Here is a 25280-nt window from a genome sequence, read left to right as displayed (position 1 = left end):
TTATTATCACCCTTTGGATGTTTACTTCACCGGACCCATTGCCTGAATGGATACTTTCACGGAAACCTTAATATCAGCGTCTGCAAGCTCCTGGCCCCAGTGATCTTCTGCTTTCTTATAGTTGTTGTATTGATAAGCACGAGCGTACAAGCCAAATCCTACCGGATCGATCTTATGGCTCTGTATTTTCCGGATTAGAGCTACGGTTTCTTTCTGTATTTCCTCACTAATCCATTTCTCCAGATTATCTCCCGACTTACGGACACTGACAGGAAATAAAACCTCGCTCAAAACGACCTCCATTTGGATTTTTACATCAAAAAGAAATTTGTTCTGCTTGTAAAAGGTATTTATTTTCGTTTTTACTTTTCCGGTGCTAATACTGACTTTATTCCTATCAAAAGGTCCTTTCTTTGTCACGCCCGCGATGGGTAGGGTCAGGCTGACCGATTTGCTAGTATTATTTTGCAATATATTTAGCAGAATGGCTTCTTGAGTCTCAAGTGCGGCGGAATATCTGCCTAAATGATCGAGCAGTGTCGTTCCAGTCAGCTGGATATTTTTATTCTCATCCAATTTGACTCCTGACACGGAAGGGGTAATCCCCTTTTCGAATATTTCGCGATGCAGCTCTTGTGCGGTTGTTTTGGCCGTTTCCGAACGGGCGCTTTTTGTATCAACCATGCCTCTCAACAGTATAGGCAAATACGGCTGGTCATCAGGGTTTAAGTATATAATCTCCGATACAGGTCCATCGATGGCAATAACTCTGTCGGTAACTGTATTTTTTGAATCTCGGAAAATAACATCCAGCATACGAAACCAGTCTTTATGCTGCAGCAGTCGATTGCCTACAAGAATAACCTGAAACTTCCTGCCCTGGAATACTCCTGGCGAATGGGCATCCTGCTGGACTCGAGATTGACGAAGTGTGTGCGCAGGCTCGCTGATTTCATGGCTTTTCTTTTTAACATTTTTGTTGAATACAGGATTGGTTATGTAGATATGAAATTTATCATTGTCATCGATGTCTAAGCCTAGCGCAAGGGGAAAGGTGGCATCTTCCAAATCCAACCGGTCGCTGCAGCCAGCCAAACCGATTATAACGATGATGATAATCCCAACATACAGCAGTCCTTTGCTCATAGAGCCTTTCTCCTTAGAAATCGATCGTGGATCCATATATATACAAGTAAACAAGCGGGTAATATGTATTCGACACCTAATCCAGCCTTGGAAAGGATGGATTTCATTTCCTCGCTCTGACGGTAGGAAGGCATGAAGAAATAGGTCGTCATAACGAGGATTCCACACAGCAGCAGCATGGTACCTCGAGAATCCTTTCTGCCAACGAGCCAATTTGTACAAAAGGCGCTTATGGAGAAGGCCGGGATCCAGGCAAGGGAAAAAATAAACAAATAGAAGGTGATAAATAAAATTTCGATCCGTTCAATGAATCGGAATTCGATCGCTTTCAAATAAGTAATTACCGGCTCGTTGTACTCGCTTATTTCGTCAGGGCTGAAATAAACGAAGCAGGCTGCAGTAATGAACAAGTAGGTTAACAAGGACATGGTGTTAAAAACAACGACCCCTAGAGCAGCTCTGCGCTTATTGCGTAAAAACGGATATAAAATAAACGTGCTGGCAAAACCGACAAAGGAATATATAGTTGCAGGCAGGGCTGATAGTATGGGCATCCAGCCTTCTTTAAGCACAGGCAGCAGGTGAAGCCAATGAGCCTCTTTAATTGGTGCCAAATAAATAAAGGGAATCCACAACGATATAAGAATGACCAGCTCCCCATATCTGCCCAATACGGTGAATCCGTTACGTGCGATCAGGTAAGCGGGAATCAGCAGTATTATCATGATGAGATAGTTTGGAGTTTGCGGCAGCACCCAAATTTTAATTACAAGAATTGCTCTGACAATCCCCTCGTAGCCGAAAAACAAAAAATAGAGCGTAAGCAGAATGGCCGCCATTCTGCCGATCCATTTGCCGGACAGCGATGTTAATAAATCTAGCAGAGTATCATCGGGATACCTTTTCATAACTTGAATTAAGATTAAGCTTGCCGCTAGACTTAGAATCCAGCCTAATAGGAGAGCGATCCAGCCGTCGGTTCCTGCTTGTTCGGCCAATTTTCTAGGAAGGGACAGGAAGGTGACACTAATTTGAATGCCAGAATTGAGGAAAATATACTGCATAAGCGTGATCTCATTAAAGGCGTATTTTTTCATTTTCCATCACCCTTTGGACGTTTTGAGCCTTGTCTCTTCAATTGAACGGCCCTTGTGCTTAAAGGACGATTCAGCATGGACCAGAGCGGTAAACGGATGAAGGTATCCTTCCAGTCCGAGTAACGCACCGGTGCGAACGGGCTTCCATAAGGCGTACCAAGTGATTCAAGTGCTATGAGATGAGCAATAAGTGTCATTAACCCAATGATGATACCGACAATGCCAAACATGGAAGCGGCCAGCATCATGGCAAAGCGTAAGAGACGGACGGCGGCAACCATATCGTAATTCGGCAGGATGAATGAAGATATGGCAGTGAAAGCTACGACGATAACCATCGTATTGCTTATAAGGCCAGCTTGAACAATCGCTTGTCCGATAACAATGCCCCCGACAATGCCAACAGTTTGGCCTACAGGAGCGGGCAGTCGAACCCCCGCCTCCCGCATCATTTCGAGAGTGACTTCCATAATAATCGCCTCAACGAATGGCGGGAACGGTACACGTCCTCTGAATTCTCCAATCGAGAGCAGCAGCTTGATGGGGATGATCTCGAAATTATAAGAAATGACAGCAATATAGAAGGCTGGCAAGAAAATAGCTGTGAAAAACGCAAATAAACGCAGTAAGCGTATAAAGGTAGCGATCGACCAGCGCGTGCTGTAATCGTCTACGCTTTGAAAAAAAGAAGTGAAGGTGACGGGCGCAATCAATACGCTTGGGGAACGATCCACAACAATAGCGAATCGACCTTGCACAATTTGCGAAGCGGTTGCATCCGGCCTTTCCGTCAATATGAATTGAGGGAAAGGGGAGTAGGGGTTATCCTCGATCAGCTCGGCCAATTCGCCTGTGTTGATTACGACATCAACATCCAGTTGGCTGAGGCGGTCTGTAAGCTCTTCGAGCACCTCTTTCTTCGCAACATCAGCCAAGTACATGATGGATAATTTGGTTTGCCCCCTGCGTCCAACTCTTATCTCCAAGGTTTTTAACTCGCGGTTCGGAATATAGCGGCGAATTAAAGCGATATTCTGGCTTCCCGTTTCAACAAAGCCTTGATGAGCCCCTCTTAACGAAGCTTCAATCTGGGGGTCTTCAATAGCTCTTTGCGGCCATCCTGCCGTATCGAGAGCATACACTTCTGTTCGGCCGACAATAAACAGGATGCTGCTTGCGTGCAAAATGGCCGTTTCAATCTGAGACCAATCGTATAACGTGTCGTAATGGCCGACCGTTACCGTAAATCCTACGCTAGTATCACCGCTCCCGGAATCGAATTGAAGCGGCCGAAGGACGTTGTTGTTGATTGAGTTTTTATCTGCCAGACCGTCTAAATATACAAGGGCAGCCATGTCCCCTGTTTGTTTGATCGTAAATTGTCTTACAATAAGATCAGGGGTTTTGGTAAAGATGCTATGAATAACGGCCAGATTCTCAGCTAAATTCCCGCTCAAGGATACTTGCTGCTGCTTCTGATTATCTTGTTTCTGAGCTGTTTGGTACTTTGGCTTACCGAACCATTTCGCAAATCCCATTGACCGTCACCTCGAATCAGCAAAATACAAAACCAGTCCATGCCTGATAATATATAATTTACAAAATTATGTTATTTTATGTAACGAGGTTAGAGGCAATAAAAAAGAAGCCTTCTACCCCACCCGATTGATGTGGTTGAGGAGGCTTCATCCTATTCTATAAAAAATCTGCATTAAACAACCAAGACCCCGTGGATGCGCGTACTATCCTGCAGAAAACCTTCGCGTTCGGTCAGTTCGGCAAAGGATTTCAGGGAATCGGGGTCAATCTTATCATTCCATATGATTCGATTGAAGGCAGAGGCCAACAGCTCTGTCGACATGGAAACTCCGGTTAGCTCCTGAAGCTCGGCTATGACTGCGCGGTAGTTCTCCGGACTGGCTTGACGGATTTGCTGCACAGCCTCGCGATGAGTCTTAATAAACTGCTGAACCTTATCAGGATGCTGTTTCAGAAACGTTTCATTAACGGCGACGATGGTGTTAGGATAACGTCCATTTACAAACAGCTGATCCCAATCGAGTAATATGCGCGCATTCTTGCTGTTCAAAAGCACACTTACCCATGGTTCAGGGAGTAGAGCCCCATCGATTTCGCGCTTCTGGAGAAGCTCCTGAATAGCCGACGGTTTAGCTTGGATGACACGGACGCTGCCTCCTCGAAATACATCCCGCAGGCTGTTTTCCCGAAACAGGTGGCGCAGTAATATATGCTGGCCGTTGCCGAATTGAGGGACGGCAATTGTTTTTCCGTGGAGTTGTTCGGCAGTGCGGATGTCTGTATGTTCTCCCACCAAGAGCGCGGCTCCTCCCTGGCATACACCTGCTAAGATGCGGACACCCTTTTGCTCGACAAAGGCATTGAGAATCGGACCGGGACCGACATAACCAATATCGATCTGTCCTGAAATAAGAGCTTGCGTTAACGCGGGGCCTGCTGAGAAAATACGAGTATCAACAGCTTCGTGAAAGGTTTCCTCCAGAAAGTTAAGATGCTTGCTTAACAGGGCAGGAGCATGAGTTAAATTCGGCATGATGCCAATTCGCAATGAAGAGGCTGGCAAACTATTCACATGGAGATGGAGTCTTTGACTAATGGAGGATATGCTCGTATCGATATCCTTGGAAGCCGTTTGAAGATCTTGAGCGGCTCCAGCCAATGACAATACCGAGGATGCCTGACTTTCCGATAAGTCTGCAACCTTAAGTGCGGAGCCAAGCGATTCTTGAGACAAAGCCGTTATCGTCACAACCTGATTCCATAAACTGAACTTCGCTTCGTTTGCTTGAGATAGAGAATGATTGACTTGACCCATATAGCCGTTGACTTCCTCAAGTCCGCGATCAATGCCTCTGAATGTTTCCGCAGCTGTTTCGGCAGCGTGATGCACGGTTTGCGCAGAAACCCCTGTTTTTTTCACAATGGAGGAGCACGCTTCTATCTGTTTGCGAATTTCTTCGAGCACCTTCCTCATCTGCTGCCCGCCGGCATTGCTTTCCGTGGCTAAATTCCTGATTTCTTGAGCGACTACTGCAAACCCTTTGCCATGGTCCCCTGCATGAGCAGCTTCAATAGAGGCATTTAAGGCAAGAAGCTGAATGTTCGCTGCAACGGATGAGATCAGATCGATAGCTTCGGAAATTTGCTTCGATTTCGTCTGCAGGTCTCCCATCACCTGTATTAAATTGGAGGTGATCTCGATGCTTTTGGCAGCTTCTAGCTGCACGGTCTGAATAGATTCGACACCTAATCGCGAGGATGAAGTAGTTACTGCAACGGATTCGTTGGCAGCAGCTACATCCTGCAAGGAGGCATCCAGCAGGAGGCCAAGCTTCTCGGTATGCTCGAGACTTTCTTCCGTTCGTTGTGTTTGTGTAGTAGTAGCTTGAACGATATGCTGCACCGCTTGCGATACGGCTTCCGTGTGCAGCAGGTTGCCTTTAACAAACTGCTCAAGAGCTGTAGATGATTCACTCAGAGCCCGGTTGGCGCCCCAAATACCGTTTAACTCCCCCTCCTTCAATGCTGGCTGCGGTTCAGGGGGAATCCCTTTGGTCCGGAATGGAAACAGATTGGATAATACAGGCTTCATCGTGATATCACCGCCATATTAGAAATAGATGAATTTAAAACATAGTAATTCAATATGATTTAACGGAATAATACAAAAAACGTAGGTGTCTGTCAAGCTTTTTCCAAATAGTTAGTTTCCAGATGATTGACGTTGGCAAATAACAATGATATCATAAACAAATAAAACCAATGAGAAAAGTAGGAATAATTATCTGCATCTTCCGGTCAACTGGAGACATGGTATCCGCGAAGGACTATGTCTTTTTGTTTTGAATACTTATTTTGTTTTGAATACATTGGATTGGCTTTTTTGAGCTAGGATTTGGCTAATGAATGCAAGAAACGGCTAGTACATTAAATAGTAAAGCGAGGAATGACCCATGACGATTCAATGGCAGTGGGATCAGCCCCATCCCTTCGATTTGGTAACTGTACTGAGGCTGGTACAACTATCCAATTGTTATAAAAGCCTCATTCTGATTGGTTCCAATAGTACGTTGGTGGATTGTAAAGAAGTATCGCAGGCTGTTTCCTTCTTCCTCATTGCCAAACAGGACCAGCCGCTGCATATAAAGGTGGAGGGGGAAGACGCCAGTGAGGCCTTCGTGCAAATTATAGATTATATCGCGGTGGCTGCGGACTACATATCCTTGACAGTACAAAAGGAAGGAAAAACAGCATTGGATTCGATAGCCAATTCTTATATAGCCCCGGCTTCATTCCGAATGGTAAAGGATGGCCGGTTGGCATTAAGATCCGCCAAAGTGCCTGTATAGAATTTAAAAGAAATAGGAGTGCCTTCACAACTGAGGGCACTTTCTTCTGTTTAGGCAATCTATATTTTAAATGAAGGTGAGGTGACTCCGTGAGCAAGCGGGTTTAAAGTATTTCTAGCTGATGACGAAAGAACGATTAGAGAAGGTATCGCTAGTTTGATCCCGTGGGAGGAGCAAAACCTTCATTTTATCGGCTCTGCTAGCGATGGGCTTATTGCTTATGAAGAAATTATTCGATTGCGTCCGGATATTGTTATAACCGATATTAGAATGCCTAAAATGAACGGATTGGAGCTTATTCAACGAGTGAAGGAGGGAATTACAAATATTCATTTTATCGTATTATCGGGCTACGGTGAATTGGAGTTGGCTTCTCAAGCGATGCAGCTTGGCGTAAGGCATTATTTGTTAAAGCCCTGCGACGAACAAGAAATCATCCATGTGCTTAAGGAGGTTATTAAGGATTTGGAAGATGAATGGGAGCAACCATGCTGATATTATGGAAAAGCAATTGGAAAAGCAATTAGAAAGCAATTGAAAAAGCAATTGGAAAAGGCAGTCGGAGTCGCGGTGTTTCCTGAAATCTGTGGAAGCTGATGCGTGCGCGATTGATCCTCTTAATCCAAGTGAGTGAACCTGATAGTATGTGTCAAATGACCTTACTTACATTAGAGCTACATCAGAGCTTAAGATCATTAATGCACCCCCTGATCAAGGGGGATTTTTATAGGGATAGCGGCGATGAGCCCTGGAAGGTTTGTGCGGAGCTGAAAGTTCCTCTATTCCATTTGCCACCTCCAATCTGGGGCAATTGCGGAAGCGGGAATTCCGTTATGTTGGCCGAATTGGAGCATTTATGCACAAAACAGAGCAATAACGGAACTGGCTGTTCCCTTATCACTCTGATTTTTGGACTTTTCAGGTAATAAAGGAACAATTACTTCCGCATTGCCCTTCACTTCCATGGATGCAGTACCGGCGTGTTGTTTAGGGTTATGTGCAGGGATCTCTTCGCTACTAAAAGTAGAGTGAAGCTAACTGTACATGGAACACCTGCAGAGGAATTTTGTCACGAATAAGGCTATTCAAAGGATTTACGAACCTATAAAGTGACCGTAGTTCCACCCAATTTGAATGGTAACGTGTGCAAACAAAAATAAAGGATCGAGGTTCCTCTTCAGTTGGTGAAAATAGTTGTAAACTATACGGACACTATCCAAGCAGCTCTTGCTTGAGAAATTGATAGAGCTTTGTGCTCGCTAACCCCAATGGGTATTCTGAAGATTTGCAGAGGATACCGCAAGGCATGTCGGTGGCATTGCCGTTCAAAGTCCGTATCAGAGTGCCGGCAGGCGCTGGATTTAAGCTAACTTCGGGAACAAGGGCGATGCCAAGCCCACTTTGGACATAATACTTTAATGCGGCCATGCTTCCAATTTCCATAGTGTCCAAGGGGCTTCTGCCTGATTCCTGCAATACAATCTCAAGCTTTTTACGGTAAGGACAGCTTGCCGCTGTAATAAGCAAACGATGACCTCGAATATCCTCAGGTATCAGATACGGTTTAGAGGCCAACGCGTGCTGCTCAGGGATCAAAACCACAAATTTCTCTGTAAATAAGGGTTCAAAATAAAGCCCCGATTCAATCTCCGGTGCCGAACACAGAGCCAAGTCAAGCTCCCCGCGAAGTAGCCGCTCACTCAAGGCAGGTGTGTTAGCGATGTCTACGGCTATACGAATTTTCGGATAATAATTTAGAAAGCTTGCTAATACAGAAGGCAATCGATAACTCGCGTTGGGCTCTGTCACCCCTAGACGAATATTGCCTGCTTCACCAAGCTGCATATCCGACATGGTGTTTTGCAATTGCTCCAGATCCTTAACAATATGCAAGCTTCTCTCATGAAAAAGTCTGCCGGCTTCAGTCAGCTGAATTTTTTTTCCGCGTTCTATCAATTGAACTCCCAAGTCAGACTCCAGTTTTTGGATTTGCATGGTGACAGTGGATTGAGCATAGTTCATTTCCTCCGCAGCACGGATAAAGCTTCCGTATGTCACAATCGTTTGGAATGTTTTTAATGTTTTAAGATCCATTTAACCTCTCAGCTCCGAACTTTAGTTCAATATTTTTGAATAGAAGGTTTCATTAATTCAATTATACAAAATGGATATAGCCCTATAAACTAAAAATATTAAAACCGATAAGGAGTGATCTCTCATGGACCTAAAAAACAAAGTGGCTCTCGTCACTGGCGGCGGGACAGGGATTGGCAGGGCAACCTGTATAGCATTGGCAAAACGGGGCGCGTCCGTTGCGGTGAACTATTCACGCTCCAAAGCCGATGCCGATGAAACGGTGGAATGGATTATTAACGAAGGAGGAAGCGCAATAGCGATACGAGCCGATGTATCTCAGGATAGTGAAGTCAGGGAAATGGTCCATACGATAGTGCGACAATTCGGGACAATCGATCTGCTCGTCAATAATGCCAGTATCACTCGACATATTCCTTTAGACGATCTGGATGCAGCAACGGAGGATGTATGGGATGAGCTTTATGCTGTTAATGTCAAAGGAATGTTCTACTGTGCCCGAGCCGTTGCTCCCTGGATGAAGAAGAATAAGCAAGGTGCCATTGTCAATGTCGGCAGCATTGCTGGATTGTCAGGGTCAGGCTCCTCACTTCCATACGCTGTATCCAAAGCGGCTGTGCATGGTCTTACTAAATCGTTGGCACGTGCTTTGGCGCCGGAAATCAGGGTTAGCAGCGTTGCTCCTGGAGCCGTAGCTACACGCTGGTGGGCGGGGAAGGAAGAACAAATGGAGAAGCTACCCGTAATTTGCTGCTTCAGCGAATTGCAGCACCTGATGATATTGCCAAGCTTATCTGCTCGGTTTTGGAGCAAGAATCAATGACAGGCCAAATCATAACCGTAGACAGCGGTCAAACGTTGTAGAATAGCAACTTTTCCCAGCGGCTCATCGTCTTATTCTATATGGAATTGGAATGAAGATGAGAAGGTGTAGAAGATGACGAACAAGAAGAATAGGAAAAAACCGAAGCTAGCTCTCGGCCTCTGCATATGGACAGTAGCAGCGGCGGTTTCGGTTATTAGCTTAACTGATGCAGCACAGCCCGCGGCGAGTATTTATGCTATGGAAAATAGCGAGGCATCCAATTTGTCGCAGCAATTGGCTAGATCGGTAAATGAGGCTAAGCAGGCATTCGAGAGCAATCATGCGATTCCACCTGACCTTCTGGAACAATTAGCAGAGGGAAAAGAACAGTTAATCCCCATCGCTCTGAAGCAGCTATCCTTAGAACCGATGGGAGCGGAGACTAACCGATCAAAGGAGCATACAGATTTATCGTCCGATTGGCGGTTTTGGGCTGAAGCTTCGCTGCCATGGAAAGACACTCGGCTTCTGAATGCACTTCTGGACTGGACCCGGGACTATCCAGTCGACATGTATGAGAGTGAGCTGTATGTCCGTTTTGTCGCCGAAGCCTTGCAGGATGGTCAGAAGGATAGGCTGCTGCAGCAGTTGGATTCAGCCGATCGCCGCGGGACTCAAGTACTGCTGAGTATCCTGCAGTACAAAGGCTGGCTGGACGAAAGTAAGTATGATAGATGGCTCGCCGCTTATAAAGGTAAGCCGCAGTATGACGGCATTATTGATTATTTAATTTATTCCGGCAGCACCAACTATTTGAAACGAATTTATGATCGCAATGAGCTTTCTCCAGCCCAGATGCAATCAGTCATATCTGCTCTGGTCAGTATTCGAAACTACGATGAGGAAACCTCGAAATGGTTGAAGCAGCTGGCCGCTGCCACGAAGGACGTATCGATTGAACAAATGATTGATCAGGAGCTTGTGCTGCATCAAGGAGACCGAGCAGCAGCGGAAAGATTGTATCAAAGCGGGACTAGCGGCGGGTTTATGCTGCCCTTGAATGGAAGAGTGGAGAAGGTGCTCGCAGAGCTATACCCTGACGGAGAACTGTCCGCCGGAATTCGTCTCTATGAAAAGATCCGCGGGAAGCCCTATTTCTACGGTCTGGATGATCAGTGGTACAGCTCGGAAGGAAATGATTATGCACAGCCTGTTCAAGCTGCAGCTCAGTGGCAAGGCTTTCTGCAGCAGTATCCCAAGCATCCGGCGGCTGATGATGCCGCATATCGTCTGGCACGCTGCTATCAGCTTGCAGGAGATGGCGAGAATGCGCTCTATTGGATGAATGAAGCGGTTCATTTGGGAGATAGGGATCTTACTTACGATGCCAGAGGCATGCTGATCTTTGTACTTGATGTTGAAATGTCATCGGATGCTCTAGGTGCTGTAAATACAAAGAGGCTTCCGTCTTGGATGAAGCCATGGATTGACTATTCGCAGGCAGTTGAGTACATACGGGCAAGGAAGTATCGGGAAGCAGCGTCAGCGCTGCATGCTCTTATTGATACATACGGAGGGAAAGATATTTTTGCAGAGGCTTATGCCGTTAATCGGACAGATAATGCGGAGGTCATTTACCCGGAGGAGCGATATCCGTTCTGGGAGCGAATTAATGCTCAGCTTCAATTGACGGAACGTGCTGCGAAGCTGACGGAAGAGGCAGAGCAGGCGGCAGGCGCGGAGAAAGCAGACCGGCAGTATGCGTTGGCAGCGATGATCTACAGGGAACCGCTGATGTATTATAACCACCTATGGCGAGAGACACGTCAAAGCTTTTTCTGGTTCGGCCATATTAAAGAAATGGACTATTATGAACCTCTGGACCGTTACATCGGCCGGTTTAATCATCTGATACAAGCGATCGATCAGTTTAAGGCAATCGATATTCAGGAAGCTGGCGAACAGACGGCCGCCAAGACGTTGTATTCAACGGCGCTTAGCTATAGCAAGCTGACGTATTATGGGGAGGAGGCATCGTATTATTTGACGAGCTCCCAACTGAATGAGAAGGCTGCCGCTTATGCCAAACAGCTGGTCGAAAGCTTTCCTGAGTCCGAGCTTGCGGACGATGCGCTGCTGCTGTTATATGCTCATACTCAAGATAAGCAATGGCTGGAGCAGGTTGAGCTGCGTTACCCGGATGGGGATCAGGTGAAGAAAGCCATGGAGTTATTGGAACAGCTGGCAGCCAAGGAAAGCAAGAGGGCTACATCCTTGTACGGACCGTATGAGCCCATATCCACAGTTTACTATGAGCGGCTTCAGCGTGGTGACAGCCATCTCTCCTCCTCGGTCAGCCGGTGGATTGAAGAGCATCGGGGCACATCCTATCATGGCACTCTGGCAGATGGGGATTGGGTTTATGTATTACTTTCAGCTGATGAGGGAAAATCAATAGATTACATAAATATTGGGAGCAAAAAACTTCAAATGCAAGTAACCTGGCAGGAGAGGGCAGCGGATACAGTTTCTGATAAACAGGATATGCTGCTGGCGCGGGTTAAGAAAAAATTTGTGCATGACGGAGATTGGGCTTGGAAACTGTATAGTCCTTAAGCGTTGTAACGATATTTTTGGCTTGGAATAATGTGCCTAACAGCGAAGGCAGCCGAGCAACCGACAAAAAAGCTAAGTCAGATATCCACTGTGCGGATTGACTTAGCTTTTTTGTGTGTACGCCAGAAAGTTTAATCAGCCAGCTATAGCATGGCTTTCTATGATGATTTTTATGACTACGTCATAGTCAATTTGGTCCTACTTTGTAAGACTTGTTGCCTATATAATGTCGATGTAGAAAAAAGTCGAATCATGGAAGGTGTGATGGCAATTATTCACGCGAAGAAGATCCGATGTTTCGTCGCTTTGCTTGTATTTATGAGCTTGCTTGCGTCCTTTGCAGCAACAGGCGTCAAAGCGGATGCGGTTAACGAACAAATGATTTATAAGGACGCTCTGTCCCCAGGCATAAGCGATCACAGCTGGGCAGATCATGCATTAAATGAAAGTAAGACGGTACATACCGGAAGCCGTTCCATCCGACTGAATCCAAGCATGGACGGAGCGCTTTACCTGTACAGCGCAAATCCGTTTCTTGTTTCCGAGTATAACACGCTCGAATTTTGGATCCATGGAGGCGAAGCAGGAGGGCAAAAGCTGAACCTTATTGTGCAAGCAGGCGGCGAGCAGGCCGCTAAGCTGGATTTGGCGGCTTATTTACCGGATGGCCGGGTCACAGCCGGGGTTTGGCAAAAGGTTCAATTGGACCTCACCCAGCTCAAAATTCCTAACGGCGTCTATGATGGGATCGTGCTTATGGATCAAAGTCACACACGTCAAGGGGATGTATATTTGGATGATGTGAGAGTCTTTTATTCCAAAATTCCGGTGTCCAATAAGCCGCCCGTGCCGGTAAAGGAACAAACGGTTGTATATGACGATGCGTTGAACCAGGGCTTTCTTCATTTTGGCTCACCGCTGATCAGTAAGCTGAATGATTCAACAACCGTTCACAGCGGAGTTTATTCGGTCTCGTTAATTCCGGATGAATGGGAAGGCCTGTACCTGTATAAGGACAGGGTGCTTAATACGAACGAATTTACAACATTGGAGTTTTGGATACATGGTGGCACCAGCGGCGGACAGCAGCTGGATATGGTAATTCAAGCGGGCGGTGTTCCATTGCGTACGCAGCATGTGAATGATTACTTGCCTGATAGCTTGGTTGCAGCGAATGTTTGGCAAAAGATTTCGGTACCTCTAAGTGAGCTTAATTTGCCTAACGGGCTTATGGACGGTATCGTATTCAAAGGCCGGCTGCCAGGGCAGCAAAGCAAGCTGTATTTGGATGATATTAAGTTTATCAAGGAAACCTACCTGCAGCCTAAGGTCAAGGAGATCGTATTTCCCGTTCCGTCGATTCAGATGTATGCGGGCAATTCAGAGCCGTCTCTGCTCACAGCAAACTATGACAACGGCTATACGGAAAGAGTAACCGCTAATGTGTACTGGGCTTCCACGCGGCCGGATATTGCAGTCGTTGACAACAACGGTACGATAAAAGCTTTGCAATCCGGGAGCAGCGTACTTACAGCTACCTATGAAAACTTGAATGCATCCTTGCAAGTAAATGTAATTCAAGTTGACAGTGAAATTGTGTATGACGATGAGCTGCAAAATAATTACGCCAACTGGAGCTGGGGAACCGTAGAACTCAATGAGCGCGATGTGGTTCACTCCGGGAACCGTTCCATCCGCTTTTTACCAAGATGGTGGCAGGGCGTCTATCTGGATCATGACGAGGATTACGAAGTAAAAGACTATTACGGGTTTGAATTTTATATTCACGGCGGGGATGACGGCAGGCAAAAAATTCGTTTCGTCGTACAGGATATGAACAGCATACTGGGGTCCGTCGTACTGAATGATATTATGCCACGTGGCATTGAAGCGGGAAAATGGAATAAAGTTACGGTACGCTTGGCGGATTTGGGCATTACCGAAGGTTATTTCGACTCGCTCGTATTCCAGGCATGGGATTGGAAGGAGCAGGAGCCGGTTTATATAGATGATGTTAAGCTGCTCCGGTATAAAGACAGAGTTCAGAATCCGAAGCCTCCCGTTAATGAGGTCAGTATACAGATTGATACGAATGCGAACCGCAAGCCTGTAAATCCAGATATTTATGGCGTTAACTTTGAAGAAATTGAACCGAAGGACATGTCGCCTTTCTCCAAGTATCCGGTTGTCCGATGGGGCGGGAATTCTACAACCCGCTACAATTGGGAATTAAATGTCCAGAATCACGCATCGGATTGGTTCTTTATGAACCTGCCGAAAGAGAACAGCCCGAACACTCAGCTTCCTAACGGCTCGAGGACGGATCAACTGATCGATCAAACGTTAAGCAACGGAGGCAAAGTGCTGTTAACCGTACCTACGATCGGTTGGACGCCTAAAGAGCGAAAGGTCGATGTCGGCTTTTCGGTGAAAAAATACGGCTCCCAACAGCAAACTGAATGCGCTTGGGGAGAGTGGTGGTGCAACCCTGATGCCGGCAACGGAGTGAAGACCAACGGCCAATATGTGAAGGGCAATGATCCGAAGGACACCTCCAAAGAAATCGGACCCGAATTTGTCAGCCGTTGGATCGGCCATATTCAAAGCCGCGTAGGCAATAAAGTTAATTATTATGCGCTTGATAATGAACCGATGCTGTGGCCTTACACTCACCGCGATGTGCATCCACAGATGACGACTTACGATGAGGTATGGGGTTATACGCAAGCTTATGGCCAAGCGATTAAAGAAAAGGATCCCTCAGGGAAAATATTCGGTCCGGTTGTCTGGGGCTGGTGTGCTTATTTCTATTCGGCATCAGACGGCTGTTCACCGGGTCCTGATATGCAAGCTCATGACGGCAAGCCTTTCCTGGAGTGGTACTTGTCCAAAGTAAAAGCGTACGAAGACCGGACAGGCACCCGTCTTCTCGACTATTTGGATATTCATTATTATCCGACGGAAGCAGGCGTAGCTTTATCTACAGACGAGTCTAATTCGATCGCGGCACGGAGGTTAAAATCTTTGAAGGCTCTGTACGATCCGAAATTCAAAGATAGCTCCTCATGGATCGGCGAGCCGGTTAATCTCATTCCCCGGATGAAGGAAATGATCAGTAAGACGGCTCCCGGAACGAAGCTGGCCATTACCGAATACAACTTCGGCAACGGTAAAGGCATCAGCAGCGGCTTGGCACAGGCGGAAGCAATGGCCATCTTCGGCCGCGAGGGTGTGGATTTGGCAACGCGTTGGGGCCAGCCTTTGGCAAATACGTCGGTGGAGGATGCGTTTAAGCTGTTTCTCGACTATGACGGTAAAGGAAGCCGGATCAACGGGGACAGCGTTAAAACGGTCAGCACGAATGCGGACATGCTGGGTGCGTACTCGATTCACGGGGCAGACGGGAAGGTTTATATCCTGTTATTTAACAAGGATACTCTTCCTAAGAAGGCCAGTATTAACATAACGGGGACATCATTACGGCAAGGAGAGGTATACCGGTTTGACGCTGGACACCGTCTGGGACGGGTTGGCGCTTTACAGCTGGAAGACAGCTTCATCATTGATGTTCCAGAAAGATCCGCCACATTAATTGTGTGCTCTCCGTAACTTGGAAGGCAATACATGTTCATAAGGAGATTGCTATGGGATTGTGTTTAAACCGAACGAAGCATGGAACTGCCGTTAAATGGCTCTTGACTATTGCTGTTTTCGCCTCAGCTTGCGGTTCTGCCTTTGCGGATGCTGCGTTTACGGATCTGGAAAAGGGCGCATGGTATGAGAAGGCCGTCGGCTGGGCGATTGAGAACAAGATTGTATCCGGCTATGAGGATCAAACATTCAGACCGGGCAATGAAGTAACGGAAGCGGAGTTTGTGGCCATGCTGTTAAGAACAGCGGCAGCAACGATTCGCCCCTCCAATCCCGGTGAAAGCTGGTATGGGCCGTATTACGAAATCGCGGGCCGATACCAAATCCCATTGTCGGATAACGACACCGGTCGAAATGCACGGATTCACCGCGGGCAGGTTGCCCACATCATAGCTACTTATTTGGGGCAGAAGCTGGATCAAACCGGAGCGGTATTATTCCTGGTCAAGCACGGCATCTCGCAAGGAAAGGTGGCGCCGACGGCAGAAGGCTATATGTCCGACGATTTCCTTACCCGTTCCGAGGCTGTTATGTTTGTGCAAAATGTTGTAAACTATGCGGAAACGTTAAAGCCTGTTATCCCTGTGCCTGCATCAGAAGCGATACAGCCGACCGAGCCGTCTGCTCCTGAACCGGCGGTAGTCCAACCAGGGGCTCCGTCAAGCCGCGGCTCCAGCCGTCCGAACAGTAACAACGGGAATGGCATAGATAACGGTAACGGTAACGGCAATGGCAATGGCAATGGTAATGGCAACGGCAACGAGAATCCCACAAGACCGGATTCTCCTTCAACCGTGCCAAGCACGGAAGCGAGGGCCGTCTTAGCTCAAAACCTGCTTAATGATGCGGTTCAGCTAGGGATTACTTTGGAGTCCACAAGCAAAGGTTATAAAATAGCACATCCGAATCGAACAGGCGTCGGCGTTATTTTAACCAAGAACGATGAGTTTGCCGGTGATCTGCAAATTTTAGATGTTACCGATCCGGCGGTGGTCCGTTCTGCTTATGTTCTGCTCAAATCCATCGGGATTCATATGGCGGAGTCAGAGTTTACGGATATAATTAGTAAAGTGAATGCGACGGGCGCGAACAGAAGTTTAAAAATCGGCAGCCAAATAGTTACCGCCGCACGCAGCGTCCCGTCAGTAACCGTAGTCGTTCGTTATACATTGATCAATTAACCGGAACTTATGGATCTGCACATAAAAAACCGTCAGGGTGATTTTCCCTGACGGCTTTTTTTAAGCTTTTAAGGCCGTTAGGCTGGCCTCATGCGTTCCATCAAAATAATTTTTCAAGTACAAGCTTTTCATTTTAAAGTAATAATTTCTGGACCTGATATAGGCGATTATTCTGCAAATGGTTTGCATATACTTAACATCCTCTATGCCAGAGGCAATATTGTATACCGTATTTAAGCCGCCAATCGCTTCATCCTTGCTGATAAGTCCCCTCTCTAATTCTGAAAGCAGTCTTTCAATCTCCTGGTTAATGAACCCCATTGCTTTAGTTTTAATTACACTGTTAATCAAACCATGCACCTCCTGAAGTATGTACCCAAATAGCTTACTTCATGTGTCATGTGAAGTCTGTCGAAATACCAGCGTATGAAACCACTATTTTTGGAGATTAATGGAGAATAGTCTACGGAATCGGAATAGCAGTCAATGTATGAACGCCCATAAAGCCAAATTGTAGAAGGCAGGAGCCAATCTTGATTTTACCATTCAAAAAACAGTTCATGTTTATACCTATTTCGTTTATCATTAGTATGTAAGAAGTAGTGTAGCCGATACGTTTATTGAACGGTGTGCTAAGCAGGTTTTATACAGGGCGGGGGTTGGTTGTATCATGTTATCGAGAAGACATTTTATTAAAAAGATGGTTGCATTTATTGCTCTACTCTCAGGTGGAGGAGCCTTTCTGGCGCATGCCTTAAAAAACGATACTGAGGTAGGTGCGCTAGAGGGGGAGAAGCCAACAAAGCCGAACGAACAGCCTTCGACCTCTGTTCCAACTGCTGATAACGCAAATGAGCTGTTATTCTCGTTTTTTTTGCTAAGTGATCTGCATATTTCCGATGGGATTTCCATGATGACGGATAAGCTGCATTTTGCTTTAAAGGATGTTAGTGACTTTGAGTCTCCTGTGGATATGATTGTATTGGGCGGGGATTTGACTGACATCGGCAGAGATACCGACTATAAGCTGCTGCGCTCCATACTCAACAAGTATAAATTGCCGCCAATCTACGCAAACATGGGCAATCATGATTATTATGATATATGGCTAGACAAGAAAGGTGAGTTTGCGAAGGAAACGTTGCCGAATGGCAAAACGGATAGTATGGCGCGGGAACGGTTTATGAAGTTTTTTGGATATAAGGAAAAGGCGTATGTGGATTTGTGGGTGGGGGATGTTCATTTGATTCTGCTTTCTCAGGAAGCGTATGTCGGCGATAAGCCGGAATATGGGGAGGGCGCCTGGTATTCGGATGAGCAGCTAGCCTGGTTTGAAAAAACGATGAAGCAGCATGAGGATGGTAAGACAGCGCTTGTATTCATTCATCAGCCGCTGCCCGCCCCGGGTACCGATGGGGGATCTCACGCACTCGTCAGGGCCAAAGAATTCCGGGCCATTCTCAAGCCATACCGCAACGTCTTCGTCCTCTCCGGCCACACGCACCGCAGTTTTGTTGGGGAAGATCACTACAATACACAAAATTCGTTTCACTGGTTTAATAATGCCTCGGTTGGGAAAACCCGCAATACTCAGGATAATAACTCTGCCCAAGGAATGTACGTGCAGGTTTACAGTAAGGAAGTCGTCGTGCGCGGCCGCGAATTTTCCGACCGCAGCTGGATCGACAAGGCAAGCTGGACGGTTCCGCTTGTATAAACGAAATGTGCTCAGCTTGTTCGCCAAGTGAGCACATTTTTTTGTATGCGGTTTAAAGTTTACGAAGCTGCGGAGTAGAGATCTCAGACCAGCTCGGGATGCGGATAATCGAAGTCGGTTGGCGCTTCGAATTTATCCTCAGCTGAAGCGAGTGTGTATGACCTCATCCTTAAGCTGTCCATAGGGCGAAGCAGCCTGATTAGGGTAAATGGGTTCTTCGAATCAGGCTGCAGCCACTGGTCTACGTCATCCGGCTCAAGAATTGAAGGCATCTGCTCTTGATATGGAGCGATCAGAGAGTTGGCTTCGGTCATCAGCATCGTACAAGTTCGCAGCTCCTCGCCATCGAAGGAAGAGCGCCAAACATCATACAGGCCAGCAATCCCGAAAGTACCTGTATTCATAGTAAATTTAATCCACTGGGTATTCTTTTTCTCCGTTTTGGTTACATAAAAACCGCTGCACGGGATCACACACCGCTGTTTCTTGAGAATGAGCTTGTAGACCTTCTTGTCAGTGATCGAGCGGCTGTCCATACATACCGAATTTTTTCCCCAGAACGGCATAAGCCCCCAACGAAACTCGTCCAGCTGACGAGAGTTATCGCGAACTACTATCGCAGAGACAGATTGAGTTGGACTGATTTCATAACGGTTGGACAAATACGATAAAACATTGTCAATTTTAAATTGCTCGGTTACTTGCGATACATCGGCAAGCATACTTATCGATTTACACAATTGCTTCCACCACCTATGTTTTTGGTTATTATGATCCATAATTTCCAGAAACATGCAGTCTTCTTCCGATTAATATGATATGTGAAACAAAAAGGCCGCCCAAAAGTTAACATTAACTTTTGGGCGGCTATTCTCATGAAGCATTAAACTTCCGCCATTCCTCAAGCTTGTCCTCAATCATGCCACGGGTAAGGGTCGTAATCATAGAGGGCTCATAGGAAAGTGCTTGCTCCATTTTATTCCAGGCAGAAGCTTGGTCGCCGAGCTCAGACAATGTCAAAGCATAATAATAATAGGCTTCAGCAAAGGTAGGGTTCAGCAGCATCAGCTTCTCATAAATTCCCTTCGCTTCATTGTAGCGGCCGAGTAGATAATAGTTGAAGCCCAAATTATCGAGAATGGTCTTATCCGAGTCGGTGTATTCATAAGCTTCGAGATTGAAGGCCAGTGCTTTGTCCAAGTCGTTCATCATAAGATAATAGAGTCCCAGGTTGCCGTATACAATCGAGTTTTTGAAGGAGGGAAGGATTTCTTCCAATATAGCAATGGCTTCTTGCTGTTTTCCCAGCCTCCATAAGGCTATCGAATAGTTAATTTTGGCAGTCATTTCATTATTGCGGGACAGCTTGCGCTGCATGACTTGCGATAGAAGCTTCTCTGCTTGCTCGACCTCTCCTAACTTCAGCAGAATAAAGGCTTGGGAGATGGAGAAGCTTGAATTGCGATTTGCTTTGTAAGCTCGGCCGTAATAGTCATAAGCTCCCTTTAAATCCTTTTTACCGTAACGGATATTGGCTTGGAGCACAAAATAATTGCCTCGTAGCCAATAAATAAGAATAGCTGCGATTACGGCTAACCCAGCCACTCCATACCATAATCCCAATTTAAACAAAATAAAAAGGATCACTACCGGAACGGCGACTTGAAGCACAAGCTTAACCCATGTTTTCATATGTTTCCTCCTAAGAGCTTCGCTTTAGCGAAACTTACATCGTAAGCAAGTACAGAATTGCGTTTCAGCAGAACTTGCTTCATAGGCAAGTGCTGTAGTGCATGCGTTTTCTTCGATTCTATCAAAACCGCCAGTTATTGCAAGCCAAAAATCCTCCGATGCTGAAGCATGGAGGATTTTTGAATACATTTAACCATTACGAACTATCGCTTTACCTACACCTTGCTCCATATAAATGGATGTTTGGAATGGCCGGGACAGCCGGGCCAAATGACCAAGGATTTCCTCGCCCTGCTTCGCGTCAGCCAGGCTGGGGGCGTCCAAACAGGTATATCGTCCATACGCCAGTTCTTCGGGATTGCCTCCGACCAGGATCGATTCGAATTGCAATTCGGTTAAATTCCCATCAACACCGAAGCTGCACGTCGCAATAACGCTTTGCCAAGCTTTCATACCGATCTGCCCCATCCAGCGGGCGGGTTGATATGTGTGAAAGATAAAATTGCCAAGGCCGTAAAAAATCGGGCGCTGCTTGTATATCTCTACTCCTTGCAGCAAAGGTGTCCCGTGACAAACGATCGCATTCGCACCCGCATCGATGCAGGCTTTGGCGTATTGTTGTATCCAGTCCGGCGTTATCTCCATAACCGGCTCCCAGTGATGGCTATGCAGGTAGGCGACAACGAATTCCGCTTCGACTGCCGCTTCAGTAATCATAGAGAGATGCCAAGCGGCATCTTCTGGATTAGGTTCAAGCTGGCCTGCCTCATTACGCTGTACCAGCAATCGATTATTTCCTGGCCGTGAAGAAATCAGGTCATTTCCATCAAAAGCATACGCATATTCGGGCTGAGGTCCGCAATCAGCGGCAATAAGGGCGACACGGCCGAGGCTCGTTTCCTTGTATCTTGGCTTCGCCGCATCATTGCGGTCTGTTCCTATACCTGCATGCAGAAACGCTTTGCCTGTTGACTGCTCCAATGTCGATAATATACCGCCGGGTCCCAAGTCAAAGGCATGATTATTACACAGAGACAGCATGTTGAAGCCCATTTCTGCTAATGAATCAAGAACATGGGGCGGGGATGCGGCAACCGCTTTATTCTTGGTCGGCCAGCCTCCAAAGCTGCCTTTAATCGTTCCTTCAAAATTGGTAAAGGAGAAATCTGCCTGTTTGATGGTTTGAATGACTTTTGCAAGCCTGTCGCAGTGCATATACGGTCTTAAATCGCGTTTGATAAGCGCTTGGCCTGTTGCAGCAAATGTGAATGATTTGCGCATATATGAATCCCCTCTTGTTCAGGAAGGAGACATCGGTTGATGTCTCCTTCTCCATAATCCGATTAATTTTCGTACAGATCCTTGGTTAGCAGCGCAGAATTTTTATTGTCCGCATACCATTTTTTATACCATTCCTCGACCTTCTTGCCGCCGCCTTTATCCCAAGTCGACTTCGCCTCCTGAATAGCTTGATCTACGGTGTAGGAGGAGCCGCTTACAATCGCCTTAATCATCAATTCATTGATGGCTTCGCTTAAGTTCGTTTCAACGGAACTGACCTCTTGGGGAAGGGATGGCCAATAAAACTTGGAGGTAACATCGGGAATCGGACGTTCCTTGGATAAATAAGCTTTATCTGCAATGGGAACAAAGCTCGCAAATTCTTTATTCACCGGCTTGCTCATGTCGAGGCTTTTCTCGAAGGATGCACAATCGCCTTCCATGATTGTAGAAAAGAACCCTTGGAAATATTGGTTCCACGTAACTTCCTTCTTGCTTTTTTCTTCATCAATAGCCTGATAGCAGCCGCTGCTGTCTTTCTTCGAATGAACGCCCTCTATACCATACTTAATCGTATTCATCGTTGAAGGAGTAATCATAAAATCAATATATTTCATGACAGCTTCAGGGTCCTTTGCTTTGGCATTGACTACTGAAACCATGCGGACAGGAGGCTCAAGATAAGGGCTGAATTGGCCGAAAGGACTTTTAGGCAGCTCTATCGGCAGAATGGTTGCATCCGGGTTGTTCTTTTTGAACGTAGTGAACACCTTGTACCCTGTGCTTTTGACGCCGTTTTGAATACCGAAAATGCCCAGCTTGCCATTCACCCAATCTTTTTCCGCTTTAGCCCCGTTCTTATCGGCCAGGAAATCTTTATCCACTATACCTTCGTCATATAACTTTTTACGGAATACGGTATGCTCCTTAATACGATCCCAGTCACGAACAATTTGGTCATTGCTGACTACCCAGCCTACATCGCCAAACATTTCTCTAATATTATCACCGCTCATGAAGCTCAGGCTGGTTCCGAAAGTATCTTTTTTTCCATTACCATCCGGGTCCTGCTCTGCAAAAGCTTTAGCCACCTTATATAAATCTTCCGTCGTCTTAGGCACTTCAAGATTCAGCTTTTTCAACCAATCCGTACGTATGAACATAACATGGTTCGTGACCATTTTCTGCACACGGCCGATCTCATATATTTTACCGTCCGGCTTCGTTCCAAGCTTCTTTAACATGGGGTACTGCTGCATCAGCTTTTTATATTCCGTGCTGTACTTGTCAATCATATCATCCAGCGGCATCAGCTGCTTTTGTGTATACAAGCTGTTGCGGTAGGCATCGTCATATTCCGTAATTAAGTCCGGTGCGCCTCCGGAAGCAAACAAGGTATTGTAAATTTGGGTAGATTCTCGGCGTGTAATAGGTACGTATTGAACATCCACAGGTCCTTTTTCATTCACCCACGTTGCCCAGCTATTTTTTTGCGAGTTTCCTGCTTCAGCCGGTATTTGACCTTGGTCGTAGATCGATACTGTAATTTTGCCGCGTTTCTTCTCTGTTTTAGCTCCTGGTGCTTCAGCCTGCTTCTGATTACCGGGACTGCTCTGGGAGCATCCGGCTGCAATAACGCTGAGAGCAAGCCCACAGGTCAGCAATACCGGCCAATTACATACAGTGCGTTTACTCATAAAACGACCTCCTCAATGTTGGGACTAGCCTTTTATTGCTCCTATCATAACCCCTTTAACAAAATATTTTTGCAGCAGGGGATAAATCAAAACCATCGGTAAAATCATCACTATAATACCCGCCGACTTAATTCCTTCGGGAGTTACATCCGTCATTTCGTTGGAATCCAGCTTATTCATTTCAATTAATAACGACTGGCTGTTAACCATCTGCTGCACCATAACGGTTAAATTATGCATTTCCACATTTTGAATATAAATTAATACCGTCATAAACAGATTCCAGTAATGGACCCCATAAAACAACGTTAGAGCGGCAATAACAGGAAGCGAGAGGGGGAAAATAATCCTTATCAGCAGCCCAAATTCTCCACAACCGTCCATTTTGGCCGCTTCTTCAATCTCTGCGGGGATGTTCTCCAGAAAGCTTTTCAGCACTAGCATATTGTAAGCACTTACTAAACCGACCAACCAGACGGACCCGTACGAATTAACAAGCCCCAAGCCCTTCATCAGAAGAAAGGTGGGGATAATGCCTCCTGAAAAAAGCATCGTAAAAACAATCGCAAGCGTAAAAAAACGGGTATAGTAAAAATATTTTTTGGATAACGGATAGGCGGCCATAATTGTAAACATCATACTCAAAATGACTCCAACAACCGTTATAATCATACTGTTTCCAAAAGCTCTAATAACCGGGGTCCCGCTGATGAGCGACTTGTAAGACTCCAAGGAAAATCCTATCGGCCATAGTGAAACCAAGCCGGATCTAATGGCGTCAGCATTGCTAAAGGAAACCGATAACGTATACACGATGGGAATTAAACAGCTTATTCCTACAACAAATAATACGCAGTAGTTGAACATGTAAAACAGCTTTTCTCCTGCAGAAGCTTTCATCTTCCTGTCCTCCCACATCCTGTGCTACCAAAGTCCACGGCCGAATATTCTGGCAATTCGATTGGCGGCGAGCACCAAAATCAGACCAACTACAGATTCAAACAATCCCAGTGCTGTCGTTTCACTGAACTTCGCTCCTAATAAACCGTTGCGGTATATATAAGTGCTGATTACATCCGAGATATTCATTACGCCTTTATTCTGCAGTACAAAAACATGATCGAAGCCTACCTCCATAACCTTGCCTATCGATAGAATAAACATAAGAACAATAATGCCACTAATGCCAGGGAGAGTTATATGCCATATTTTACGAAACTTACCGGCACCGTCCAGGCTGGCTGACTCATAAAGAGCCGGATCGATGGAAGTTAAAGCTGCTAAATAAATGATAGCGCTCCAACCGGCTTCTTTCCAAACTCCCGATCCTAAGAAAATGGAAAGCCAAGAAAATTCTTTGTACAAGAAAGGATAGGGACTTCCTGTCCATAGCTCAATCCAATGGTTTAAAAAGCCGGACTGTTGGGAAAAGATCGTCACGACCATTCCTCCAAGAATAACCCATGACAAGAAATGGGGAAGGTACACGAGCGTTTGCACCGTTTTTTTAAACCACATTTTTCGAACTTCATTGAGCATAATAGCCAAAATAATCGGGAATGGGAAACCGACGAAAATGTTTAATAAACTAAGCAGCAATGTATTTTTAATAACATTCACTGTCTTGGGACTGCTGAGCATCATGTCGAAATGATACAGCCCTACCCAAGGGCTTCCCCATATACCGTCGGCAAAATTATAATTTTTAAAAGCGATAACCAGACCTGCCATAGGAAAATACTTAAAGATGAGAAAGTAAACGGCTACCGGTATAAACATTAACAGCAGCGGCATGTTTTGACGGAGCCTTCTTCCCCTTGCCTTTTCCGGACTGAGAGGTTTATATATAGGCGGGGCGGTTTGAAGCTGATCGGCTCTTTCCATTGTTTAATCGTCACCTCCCATCCTGTAATAT

Annotated in this window: 17 protein-coding genes and 2 pseudogenes; 7 read left to right on the top strand and 12 right to left on the bottom strand. The window is 46.0% G+C overall.

Features of this window, described 5'->3' with window-relative positions:
• Nucleotides 1–21: 21 nt before the first annotated feature.
• The 4 genes from NV381_RS02230 to NV381_RS02215 form a co-directional block, all read right to left on the bottom strand.
• Nucleotides 22–1146, bottom strand: coding sequence for a Ger(x)C family spore germination protein (locus NV381_RS02230; RefSeq protein ID WP_258211615.1), 1125 nt, complete (start codon nt 1144–1146; stop codon nt 22–24).
• Nucleotides 1143–2243 (bottom strand): GerAB/ArcD/ProY family transporter, encoded by a 1101-nt coding sequence (locus tag NV381_RS02225; protein WP_258211614.1) that lies wholly within the window; start codon nt 2241–2243, stop codon nt 1143–1145. The genes NV381_RS02230 and NV381_RS02225 overlap by 4 nt, the downstream gene beginning before the upstream one ends.
• Nucleotides 2240–3781: a spore germination protein gene (locus NV381_RS02220; protein ID WP_258211613.1), complete on the bottom strand. Its 1542-nt coding sequence runs from the start codon at nt 3779–3781 to the stop codon at nt 2240–2242. The genes NV381_RS02225 and NV381_RS02220 overlap by 4 nt, the downstream gene beginning before the upstream one ends.
• A gap of 173 nt (nt 3782–3954) precedes the next feature.
• Entirely contained in the window at nt 3955–5874 is a 1920-nt protein-coding gene (locus tag NV381_RS02215; protein WP_258211612.1) for an aliphatic sulfonate ABC transporter substrate-binding protein, read from the bottom strand.
• 361 nt (nt 5875–6235) lie between these two features.
• Here NV381_RS02215 and NV381_RS02210 point away from each other — a divergent pair, with 361 nt between their 5' ends.
• Nucleotides 6236–6631 (top strand): HPr family phosphocarrier protein, encoded by a 396-nt coding sequence (locus NV381_RS02210; RefSeq protein ID WP_258211611.1) that lies wholly within the window; start codon nt 6236–6238, stop codon nt 6629–6631.
• Nucleotides 6632–6751: 120 nt separating this feature from the next.
• A pseudogene (locus tag NV381_RS02205) lies at nt 6752–7126 on the top strand (response regulator); the annotation flags it as partial.
• 717 nt (nt 7127–7843) lie between these two features.
• Here the strand turns inward: NV381_RS02205 and NV381_RS02200 are convergent.
• The gene (locus NV381_RS02200) at nt 7844–8725 is read right to left on the bottom strand and encodes a LysR family transcriptional regulator (RefSeq protein ID WP_258211610.1); all 882 of its coding nucleotides are present in this window, start codon (nt 8723–8725) and stop codon (nt 7844–7846) included.
• Nucleotides 8726–8849: 124 nt separating this feature from the next.
• Here NV381_RS02200 and NV381_RS02195 point away from each other — a divergent pair.
• The 4 genes and pseudogenes from NV381_RS02195 (at nt 8850) to NV381_RS02180 (ending at nt 16978) form a co-directional block, all read left to right on the top strand.
• Nucleotides 8850–9589 (top strand): annotated as a pseudogene (locus NV381_RS02195) (SDR family NAD(P)-dependent oxidoreductase).
• 73 nt (nt 9590–9662) lie between these two features.
• Complete coding sequence (locus NV381_RS02190) at nt 9663–12146, top strand: hypothetical protein (protein ID WP_258211609.1); 2484 nt, start codon at nt 9663–9665, stop codon at nt 12144–12146.
• 264 nt (nt 12147–12410) lie between these two features.
• Nucleotides 12411–15755: a glycoside hydrolase family 44 protein gene (locus NV381_RS02185; protein WP_258211608.1), complete on the top strand. Its 3345-nt coding sequence runs from the start codon at nt 12411–12413 to the stop codon at nt 15753–15755.
• Nucleotides 15756–15790: 35 nt separating this feature from the next.
• Nucleotides 15791–16978, top strand: coding sequence for an S-layer homology domain-containing protein (locus NV381_RS02180; RefSeq protein ID WP_258211607.1), 1188 nt, complete (start codon nt 15791–15793; stop codon nt 16976–16978).
• Between the two features lie 60 nt (nt 16979–17038).
• Here NV381_RS02180 and NV381_RS02175 read toward each other — a convergent pair whose 3' ends face one another.
• Nucleotides 17039–17329, bottom strand: a complete 291-nt coding sequence (locus NV381_RS02175) for a hypothetical protein (protein ID WP_258211606.1) — start codon at nt 17327–17329, stop codon at nt 17039–17041.
• A 319-nt stretch (nt 17330–17648) separates the two neighbouring features.
• On the opposite strand from NV381_RS02175, the gene NV381_RS02170 reads away from it, so the two are divergent.
• Entirely contained in the window at nt 17649–18695 is a 1047-nt protein-coding gene (locus NV381_RS02170; RefSeq protein ID WP_258211605.1) for a metallophosphoesterase family protein, read from the top strand.
• Between the two features lie 83 nt (nt 18696–18778).
• Here the strand turns inward: NV381_RS02170 and NV381_RS02165 are convergent, their stop codons facing one another.
• The 6 genes from NV381_RS02165 to NV381_RS02140 form a co-directional block, all read right to left on the bottom strand.
• On the bottom strand, nt 18779–19435 hold the full coding sequence (locus tag NV381_RS02165; protein ID WP_258211604.1) for an SOS response-associated peptidase: 657 nt from the start codon (nt 19433–19435) through the stop codon (nt 18779–18781).
• A 133-nt stretch (nt 19436–19568) separates the two neighbouring features.
• Entirely contained in the window at nt 19569–20387 is an 819-nt protein-coding gene (locus NV381_RS02160; RefSeq protein ID WP_258211603.1) for a tetratricopeptide repeat protein, read from the bottom strand.
• 189 nt (nt 20388–20576) lie between these two features.
• Nucleotides 20577–21668 (bottom strand): CapA family protein, encoded by a 1092-nt coding sequence (locus NV381_RS02155; RefSeq protein WP_258211602.1) that lies wholly within the window; start codon nt 21666–21668, stop codon nt 20577–20579.
• A 62-nt stretch (nt 21669–21730) separates the two neighbouring features.
• Nucleotides 21731–23365, bottom strand: a complete 1635-nt coding sequence (locus NV381_RS02150; protein ID WP_258211601.1) for an extracellular solute-binding protein — start codon at nt 23363–23365, stop codon at nt 21731–21733.
• Nucleotides 23366–23389: 24 nt separating this feature from the next.
• Nucleotides 23390–24265, bottom strand: coding sequence for a carbohydrate ABC transporter permease (locus tag NV381_RS02145; RefSeq protein WP_258211600.1), 876 nt, complete (start codon nt 24263–24265; stop codon nt 23390–23392).
• A gap of 24 nt (nt 24266–24289) precedes the next feature.
• Complete coding sequence (locus NV381_RS02140; protein WP_258211599.1) at nt 24290–25249, bottom strand: ABC transporter permease; 960 nt, start codon at nt 25247–25249, stop codon at nt 24290–24292.
• Nucleotides 25250–25280: the final 31 nt, after the last annotated feature.

Origin of the sequence: Paenibacillus radicis (ex Xue et al. 2023) (assembly GCF_024722015.1) — a bacterium.
Classification (GTDB): Bacteria; Bacillota; Bacilli; order Paenibacillales; family NBRC-103111; genus Paenibacillus_S.
This window is presented reverse-complemented; position numbering and strand designations above follow the sequence as displayed.